Origin of the sequence: Curvibacter gracilis ATCC BAA-807, from assembly GCF_000518645.1 — a bacterium.
GTDB lineage: Bacteria > Pseudomonadota > Gammaproteobacteria > Burkholderiales > Burkholderiaceae_C > Curvibacter > Curvibacter gracilis.
The window spans coordinates 435612-445144 of the sequence record NZ_JADZ01000005.1; the positions used below are offsets into that span (position 1 = coordinate 435612).

Sequence of the window (9533 nt, forward strand, 5' to 3'; positions counted from 1 at the left end):
AACTGGGCCTCGATGCCGGCGATCAGCTCGGCCAGTTGACGGGCCAGCACCTGCGCCAGGGCCGCCGCGTCAGGGCGGCGCGCGGGCTCGCGCACGGCCTCTTCAAGGCGGCCGGCCTGGCCCTGCAGGCCGTGGGCCCCGATGTTGCCGGCCACCCCCTTGAGGGTGTGGGCCACCATTTCGGCGGCACTCCAGTCCTGGGCCTGCACCAGCGCCAGGATCTCGTCGCCCATGCTGCGTTGCCCGGCCACGAAGCGGCGCAACAGCGACAGGTACAAGGGGATGTTGCCGATGGCGCGACGCAGGCCCTGCGCCACATCCAGGCCCGGGATCTGCAGCACGGCGCTGCCCACCAGGCCGCTGCGGCTCTCGCTGGCCTCGGGCGGGCGTGCCCCTTCGGCCTCGCCCCGGCTCGGAATCCAGCGCAGCAGGGCACGCCACAGATCATCGGGTTCGATCGGCTTGGTGATGAAGTCGACCATGCCGGCGGTGAGGCACAACTCGCGGTCGGTCTGGCGGGCGTTGGCCGTCATGGCCACGATGGGCACATGCTGGTACTCGTCGAGCTTGCGGATCTCCTGGGTGGCGGTCACACCATCCATGACCGGCATCTGCATGTCCATCAGCACGATGTCGTACTCGCTGCGCCGGATCTGGTCCAGGGCCTCCTGGCCGTTCTCGGCGATGTCCACCACCAGGCCTGACAGGCGCAGCATGCCGGCGGCCACCTCCTGGTTGATGTCGTTGTCCTCGACCAGCAGCACGCGCGCACCGCGCAGGCGCTCCAGGGCCTGCGGCTGCGGGCTCTGGCCCATCTCGCGCGAGGCGGCCACGGCCGAGGCCACCTTGCGCAGCGTGCGGCTGCCCAGCACCTGCATGACCGTGTCGAACAGCACCGAGGGGTTCACGGGCTTGAGCATCACGGCATTCACACCGGCGCCAAAGGCCTCCATGCGGATGTCGTCGTTGTTGTCGGCCGCCACCAGCACGCAGCGCGGGGCCTTGCGCAAGACCTGGCGCCGCAGTTGGTCGGCCACGGCCAGGCCGTTGAGGCCGGGCATCTTCCAGTCGAGGAAGACCAGTTCAAACGGGGTCTTGTCATCGTCGTGCTGCTGGATGAGCAGCAGCGCCTCTTCGCCCGAGGCGGCCTCGTGCACCACAAAGGTCTGCTGGCGCAGCATCTGGCTGAGGATCTCGCGGGCGCGGGCGTTGTCGTCCACCACCAGCATCTTCTTGCCGCGCAGATCGGGTTCGGGCTGGGGCAGGTTGCGTTGCTCGCTGCTCTTGCCCAGGCGGGCGGTGAACCAGAAGGTCGAGCCCTGACCCAGTTCACTCTCCACCCCCACCTCGCCGCCCATCAGCGCCGCCAGCCTCTTGCTGATCGCCAGCCCCAGCCCCGTGCCTCCGTACTTGCGCGTCGTCGACGAATCCGCCTGCTGGAAGCTCTCGAACAAGCGGTCCTTCTGCTCTTCGCTCAAGCCGATGCCCGTGTCCCGCACCGCCAGGTACAGCAGCACCTCCCCTTCGCTCTCCTCGCGCTTTCTCACCTGGATCGTCACCTCGCCACGCTCCGTGAACTTCACCGCGTTGTTGGCGTAGTTGATCAACACCTGCCCCAGCCGCAGCGGGTCGCCCACCAGCAGCGTGGGCACGTCGGGGGCCACATCGAACAGCAGCTCCAGCTCCTTGGCCTGGGCCTTCTCGACAACCAGGCTGCCCACCTTCTCCAGCACCTTCTCCAGGTCCATCTCGATGTGCTCCACATCGAGCTTGCCCGCTTCCACCTTCGAAAAATCCAGAATGTCGTTGATGATCCCCAGCAGGTGCTGCCCCGAGTGCTGGATCTTGCTCACATAGTCCGTCTGCTTGCGGTCCAGCGGCGTCTGCAGCAGCAGGTGCGACATCCCCAGCACCGCGTTCATCGGCGTTCGGATCTCGTGACTCATGTTCGCCAGGAACTCGCTCTTCGAGCGGTTGGCGGTCTCGGCCTCGGTGCGGGCCTGGATCAGGGCCTGCTCGTCACGCTTGCTCTCGGTGATATCGGTCTCGATGGCCATGAAGCCCTGCAACACGCCGGCGCTGTCACGCAGGTCGTTGCAGCTGATGTCGATCCAATAAGGAGCCCCCGACTTGGCGTAGTTGAGCAGGTCCACCCGAAAGCCCTGCCCGGCCCGCAGCGAGCGGCGCATGTGGGCCACCGTGCCCAGGTCGGTGTCAGGCCCTTGCAGAAAGTGGCCCGGACGCAGGCCGCGCACTTCTTCGAGGCGGTAGCCGGTGATGCGGGTGAAACCATCGTTGACCCAGTCGATCTCGCCGCGGACGTTGGTGATGATCACGCCGTTGGTGGTCTCGCTCGCCACCCGGGACAGCCGCGTCAGTTCGCGCTGGATGCGCGTGTTCTCGGTCTGGATGCGCGCCGCTTCGATGAGCTGGCCGATGGTGACCAGCAAGGGGCGCAGAAAGTCGGTCAGGCCTGGATCGTAGGTGTTGCGCAGCTTGCCCACGCCCAACAGGGCCACCAGGTCGCCGCCATGGTGGATGGGCACGGCCAGAAAGGCACTGAGCCGCGCATCGCCCCAGACCAGTTCGTCCCCCGTGGCAGGCCCCTGCTCTCTGAGCAGCGGCTGGCCGTCCGACAGCACGCTGGCAAACACGCGTTGCAGGCTTTTCAGGTCAGCACTGAAGGGGTCCGCCTCCAGGCCGATGTCCACCATCTGGGTGGAGGGCGCGTGGCTTTGCAGGCCGTGGATGGCCTGGATCTGCAGGCTGGGGAAATCATCGCCCAGCTTGTAGACCTCGCCCAGGAAGCCGACATCGCTCTCGGTCAGCTCCAGCAACTGGCTCAGCAGGTTCTCGAACACGCTGGAGCGATCGGCATCGCGGATGAACAAGGCCTGGGTATCGACCAGCACCTCGCCCAGGTAGCGGGCGCGCTGCAGGGCCTCGGTGCGCTCACGCAGGGCCTGCTGATTGATTTCCTGCTCCACCAGGTCCGCCAGGTCGCGCAGGGTGCGGCGCTGCCCCGGGTCGAGCTGCCGCGGCTCGTCGTGGATCACGCACAGCGAGCCCAGGCGCAGCCCTTCGGGGGAACGCAACGGGGCCCCCGCATAAAAGCGGATGTGGGGCGGCCCCAGCACCAGGGGGTTGTCGGCAAAGCGCGGGTCCAGCAAGGCATCGGGGACTTCAAAGATCTCGGGCTGGAGAATGGTGTGGCCGCAGAAGGACACATCGCGTGGGGTGGCCTCGGCATCCAGGCCATCACAGGATTTGAACCACTGGCGTTCGCTGTCGACCAGCGACACCACCGCAATCTTGACGCCCAACAGCAGGCGAGCCATCCGGGTGAGGCGGTCAAAGCGTTCTTCGCGCGGCGTGTCGAGCAGGCCCGTGCCGCGCAAGGCGGCCAAGCGCAGGGTCTCGTCAGGAGGTAATGCAGGAGCTTGCATGGGTACAACCAGTCATGTCGGGCGCGCGCGCCTGGCCACCAGGCTGCGCCGCAAATTCGTCAAAGTCGGGCCGGCGGGCTGGGTCATGGTGCCGCCGCGCCGCGCAGGGCCTGCAAGGCCGCCGGAAAGTCAAAGCCACGGATGCCGGCCTCCAGGGCCCGGTAGGCCGACCCGAGCTCACGCTTGAACAGGTCGCCATGCTGGGCCAGCAGTTCGGCGGCATCGGGGTCGTCGTCGGCCAGCAAGGCCTCCAGGCGTTGCCACAGCTGGCGCGCCTGCTGGCGGGCGGCCTCGTCCACGGCGGGTGTTGGCGCCGGCGCCGGGGCGGCCGGGACAGCAGGCGACAGCTGCGACTCGATGCCTTGCACCACCACGGTCAGCTGCGACTTGAGCCGCCCGGTCAGTTCAAGGGCCGCATCGGGATCGGCCCGTTCGCTCACCAGGGCATCGAGTTCGGTGGCCAGTTGCTGCAGGCCCGTGGCACCAATGTTGCCGGCCACGCCCTTGAGGGTGTGGGCCAGGATCTCGGCGCGCTCCCAGTCGCGCTGGTCCAGGGCCTGCAGGATCTGGTCGGGCACGTCGCGCTGGCCGCTGACGAACTTGCGCAGCAGCGACAGGTACAGCGGAATGCTGCCGATCACGCGGCGCAGGCCCTGGCCCACATCCAGCCCCGGGATCTGCAGCACGGCACGCTCCAGCAGCGAGGGCCCGGCAGAAGCCTCTGCCTGACCCGCAGCCCCAGCAGGTGCAGGGGCGGGGGCGGCCACGCCCTCGTCCGAACCGGGGCCCGGTTCGGCACCAGCACCGGAACTGTCATGGGCACCGGATTTGTCCGGAATCCAACGCAGCAGCACACGCCCCAACTCCTCGGGCTCGATCGGTTTGGTGACGAAATCGACCATGCCGGCCTGCAGGCAGCGTTCGCGGTCGCTGTCGCGTGCGTTGGCCGTCATGGCCACGATGGGGAGGTGTTGCCACTCTTCACGCTGGCGGATGGCCAAGGTGGCCGTGATGCCATCCATGACCGGCATCTGCATGTCCATGAGCACCAGGTCGTAAGCGTTCTGAGCCACCTTGTCGAGGGCGATCTGGCCATTGCCCGCAATGTCGACCATCAGGCCGGCCAGCCGCAGAATGCCCGCGGCCACCTCCTGGTTGAGGTCGTTGTCCTCCACCAGCAAGACACGGGCCCCGCGCACCGGCAACAGGTCCTGGCTGGTGCCAGCCCAATGGGCCTGGGCCCGTCGCTGGCGACGGCGCGCCGCGCCCGGCGACCCCAGCAGGCTGATCAAGGTGTCGAACAACAGGGACGGATTGACCGGCTTGACGATGAGCGCATCGATGCCCGCCTCGCGTGCGGCGGGCCGCAGGTCTTCGCGGCCATGGCTGGCGACCAGCACCAGGCGGGGTGCCACGGTGCTGCCCAGCGCCCGGATCTGGCGTGCCAGGTCGATGCCCGCCACGTCCGGCATCTTCCAGTCCAGAAAGGCCAGGTCGATGGCGGCCTCCGGGCCGGTCTGGCGCAGCAGCGCCAGCGCCTCGGCGGCCGTGGCCGCCTGCAGCACCTGAAAACTCAGGGTGGTGAGCTGCTGGCTCAGCAGTTCGCGTGCGCGGGGGTTGTCGTCCACCACCAGCACGCGTTTGCCGCGCACGTCGGGCAGTGGTTCATGCAGCGCTGGCACCAGGGTCGATTTGCGCAGGCGGGCGGTGAACCAGAAGGTCGAGCCCTGACCCAGTTCACTCTCCACCCCCACCTCGCCGCCCATCAGCGCCGCCAGCCTCTTGCTGATCGCCAGCCCCAGCCCCGTGCCTCCGTACTTGCGCGTCGTCGACGAATCCGCCTGCTGGAAGCTCTCGAACAAGCGGTCCTTCTGCTCTTCGCTCAAGCCAATGCCCGTGTCCCGCACCGCCAGGTACAGCAGCACCTCCCCTTCGCTCTCCTCGCGCTTTCTCACCTGGATCGTCACCTCGCCACGCTCCGTGAACTTCACCGCGTTGTTGGCGTAGTTGATCAGCACCTGCCCCAGCCGCAGCGGGTCGCCCACCAGCAGCGTGGGCACGTCGGGTGCCACGTCGAACAGCAGCTCCAGCTCCTTGGCCTGGGCCTTCTCCCCCACCAGGCTGCCCACCTTCTCCAGCACCTTCTCCAGGTCCATCTCGATGTGCTCCACATCGAGCTTGCCCGCTTCCACCTTCGAAAAATCCAGAATGTCGTTGATGATCCCCAGCAGGTGCTGCCCCGAGTGCTGGATCTTGCTCACATAGTCCGTCTGCTTGCGGTCCAGCGGCGTCTGCAGCAGCAGGTGCGACATCCCCAGCACCGCGTTCATCGGCGTGCGGATCTCGTGGCTCATGTTCGCCAGGAACTCGCTCTTCGAGCGGTTGGCGGCCTCGGCCTGCTCCTTGGCCAGGCGCATTTCCAGCTCGGCCAGGCGCAGGCTGGTGATGTCGAAGTCGACCCCCACCATCTGCGACGGGCGCCCATCGCTGCCCCGCGTCAGGGTGGCGGCACAACGAAGATACCGTTCGGTCCCATCGGCCCAGACCACCCGGAACTCGGTGCGCAAACCCTTGCCGTTGCGCAAGGCCTGGTTGAACTCGTCCACCACCCGGTCTCGGTCGTCCGGGTGCAGGCGCCGTGCCAGCTCGAGGTACTCACCACTGAACTGGCTCAGATCGACCTGGAACAGCTTGGCCATCTGCTGATCGAGCCAAATCTTCTTGGTATTGACGTCCCAACCCCAGACGCCCACACCGGCCGAGCTGGTGGCCAACTCGAGGCGGCTGGCGGCCTCGGCCAGCGAGGCCTCAATCTGCTTGCGGCGGGTGATGTCGGTGCGGATCGCCACGTACTGGTAGGGCATGCCGTCGGCGTCCAGCGAAGGCACGATGGTGGCCGAAACCCAGTAGTTGGAGCCATCCTTGGCCCGGTTGCACAACTCGCCCTTCCAGACCTGGCCACTGGAGATGGTGTGCCACAGCGACTCATAAAGTGAGGCCGGATGCAGCCCTGACTTCACGATGCGGTGGTTGCGGCCCACCAGCTCGTCACGTCGGTAGCCACTGATCTCGCAGAACTTGTCGTTGGCGTGCAGGATCACGCCCTTGAGATCGGTGACGCTGACGATGGCATGCTGGTCGACGGCAAACTGCTGGTTGTCGCGCTCACGGCGGCTGGCTTCCCGCTGCGACACCAGGTCGGACAGCAGCAAGGACAAGGATTCCAGGCTCATGTCGACGTTGACCTGACCCGCCACATCGGGCAGCAGGTTGCTGACCGTGGTGTGCAGGGATTCGATGGCCCGGTCGCGACTGGACAACTCCTGGCGCAGGCGCAGGTTGGCCGCATCCATTTCGTCCGAACTCAGCATCAGGCTGCGGGTGCGCAGTTCCAGATCGCGTTCATACTGGTCATAAGACGCGTCGACTTGCTGGAGCAAGGGACCCAGGCCCCGCAGCACCTGGCCCAGGGGCGCGGGCAGGCCCGGCGCGAGCGCCTGCAACTGCGCCAGGCAGTCTTCCCAGGCCTGTTCGTCGTCGATTCCAAGTTGGCGCTTCAACTGGCGCCGGAGTCCACGGTGCATCAAATCTCCAATGCTTCACCCATCGTGGTGATGGTCATGGTCTGGTTGTGCAATTGGCAGGGTCCCGCTTCACCCACGGGACAGATCTCGCCATTGGAATAAAAGCCGGCCAGCACGGGTTGCGGCCCCAGCACATCGCCCACCGCCTCGACCTCGTCATCGACCCGGCTGCCCATGACCAGCTTGCGCCCCACGCAGCTGACCAGGATGGCCAGCACATCCGCCGGCGGGGCCAAGGCCAGGGCCGCTTCGGCGGCATGTTCGGCGCCATCGATCAGCCGGTCGGTGCTGGCCTGCATCAGCTTGAGCTGGGCACCTTGGGGGACATCGCCCGCCAGGGTCAGGCTGCCGTTGACTTCATCAATGCCCAGAATTGTCCGGATCAGGCCTTGAGCGCCCGACTGGGCATCTTCCATCAGAAAAGGAAAAAGCAGACCCGAGGCGGGCAAACCCTTGGCGTGCTCGCCCAGGTAACGCTTGTAGATGGTGAGCGCAGGCTCGCCATCGAGCTCTTGCAACACATTGCCTTCGGCACGCGTCACGCGACGCACCGGGCCGAACGGCAGCCACCCGCCATAGGACCCGTGCCCAAGTCGCAGGCTGGTCCCGTACAGGCCCAGGGCCACGGCGTTGCGATCGGAGACGCCCTCATCGCCCAGCACCCAGGTTCTCACAAAGGCCCCGTCGTCGCCGGCCAGGCCACCCGTGATCGGCACCGATCGCCCCAGACCCTGGCTCAAGCCCGCCACCAGGGCACTGCCATTGACCGCCACGCCCGGCCCATAGACCAGCACGGCCTGCAAATCAGGCGCTGCCAGCGCCTGACCCAAGCCTTGACCGGCCGCATGGGAATCCTGCATGCCGGGCACCGGCAAGGTGATGCTGCGCAGGCGGGTGCGTTCGAACTTCAAGGCGGTGACCACACAGGCACCTGTTGACACACCCTCGCGGGAGATTTCACCGGCTGTCGAACAACCCAACAGCCGCGCTCTCGGAAAACGTTCCCGCAGGGCCTGATGCAGCCCGCCCTGCTCGAACCAGGACACGGCACCAAACACCAGCACCCCATCCGGGTCCAACTCACGCAGAGCTTCCAGGGGCCCCCAATCCAGGGCAGTCGTCAGGATCACCTGCTGAACACGCATATGCCTACTCCTAGAAATTTCTCACCCGCGCCACACGGTAGCGGGCCTGCCAAGCCGCATCAACTGTAACCATAAGAACAAGGAAAAATGCCTTGTGCAAGCTGCGTCCAGACCTATTTCAACCACGGGCCGACAACGAAACTGGATGAACTTGATCCAAGGGCTGGACAGCCCGCGAAAAATCATTTATTTGATTTTTCAATGTTTTTTGAATCAATTTTACTGATTCATATGATAACCACTGCCGAACCGGGAAACCGCTTGAATCCACCCTGAGCGCCTTGCTTTTCAGGCGATCGGGCTTTACCGCCCAGCCACCAACAAGCCAACAAGGCGCGACATGGCCCACGCACCATCAAGCCTTCATCACGGAGGACATGCACCTTGAAACACTTCCCCTTCTGGCTCCCCATCGCCTGGGCACTGGGCACCGCCAGCCTGGCCCAGGCCCAGCCCTCTGACGGCGGGGGAGCCCCGCCGCGCGGTGGCCCGCCGGCCGAAGCCGTGGCGGCCTGCAAGGGCAAGACCTCGGGCGCCAGTTGCAGCTTCACCGGGCGCCAGAACGAAACCTTGAGCGGCACCTGCGACAGCCCGCCTGAAGGCCCCCCTGGCAGCAACAGCTCCAGCACATCCAGCACGACCGGCGTGCTGGCCTGCCGCCCGGCGCGCCCCTCGGGCCCACCACCGCAGCGTTGAACATCGCCCGCCCCAGCAGAAAAAAAGCCACCCGAAGGTGGCTTTTTGAGTGTGGCGAAAGCCGCTGAAGATCGTGGGCGATCAGTTCAGAGCGGTCTTCTTGCCATCCTTGTAGGTGTACAGGGTGATGGCCGGGTTCTTCAGTTCGCCGTTGGGCTCGAACGCGATCTTGGCGGTCACGCCCTGGAAGTTGGTTTCGATCAGCTTCGGGGTGTAGACCTTCGGGTCCACCGAGTTGGCACGCTTCATCGCGTCAACCAGCACGAAGGTCGCGTCGTAGGTGTACGGGCTGTACACCTGGAACTGGTTGGGGTACTTCGCGTCGTAGCGCTTCTTCCAGGCTTCGCCGCCAGGCATCTTCGACAGCGAGGCACCGCCTTCGGCGCACACCACGTTTTCCAGCGTCTTGGCACCGGCGGCCAGCTTGGCCAGCTCGGACGTGCAGATGCCGTCACCACCGAAGTACTTCACGTTGCCCAGACCCAGTTGCTCCATCTGGCGCAGCATCGGGCCGCCTTGCGGGTCCATGCCACCGAAGAAGATGCCGTCCGGGTTCTTGGCCTTGATCGAGGTCAGGATGGCCATGAAGTCGGTGGCCTTGTCGGTGGTGAACTGCTCGTCCACCACGGTGATGCCCTTGCTGGCAGCGATCTTCTTGAACA

The 9533-nt window shown here is 66.0% G+C and carries 4 protein-coding genes and 1 pseudogene; 1 reads left to right on the forward strand and 4 read right to left on the reverse strand.

The features are described 5' to 3' along the window. Positions 1–32 precede the first annotated feature (32 nt). The 3 genes and pseudogenes from L880_RS34215 to L880_RS0104715 all read right to left on the reverse strand — a co-directional run. Positions 33–3446, reverse strand: a pseudogene (locus L880_RS34215) (response regulator); the annotation flags it as partial. Between the two features lie 83 nt (positions 3447–3529). Next, on the reverse strand, positions 3530–7030 hold the full coding sequence (locus L880_RS31650; RefSeq protein WP_084461004.1) for a response regulator: 3501 nt from the start codon (positions 7028–7030) through the stop codon (positions 3530–3532). Beyond that, positions 7030–8175, reverse strand: coding sequence for an FIST signal transduction protein (locus L880_RS0104715; RefSeq protein WP_027474687.1), 1146 nt, complete (start codon positions 8173–8175; stop codon positions 7030–7032). The genes L880_RS31650 and L880_RS0104715 overlap by 1 nt, the downstream gene beginning before the upstream one ends. A 384-nt stretch (positions 8176–8559) precedes the next feature. Here L880_RS0104715 and L880_RS31655 point away from each other — a divergent pair, with 384 nt between their 5' ends. Then, the gene (locus tag L880_RS31655; protein ID WP_043328452.1) at positions 8560–8871 is read left to right on the forward strand and encodes a hypothetical protein; all 312 of its coding nucleotides are present in this window, start codon (positions 8560–8562) and stop codon (positions 8869–8871) included. Positions 8872–8952: 81 nt separating this feature from the next. Here L880_RS31655 and L880_RS0104725 read toward each other — a convergent pair. After that, positions 8953–9533 (reverse strand): branched-chain amino acid ABC transporter substrate-binding protein (locus tag L880_RS0104725; protein ID WP_027474688.1); only part of this gene is annotated, 581 nt, incomplete at its 5' end.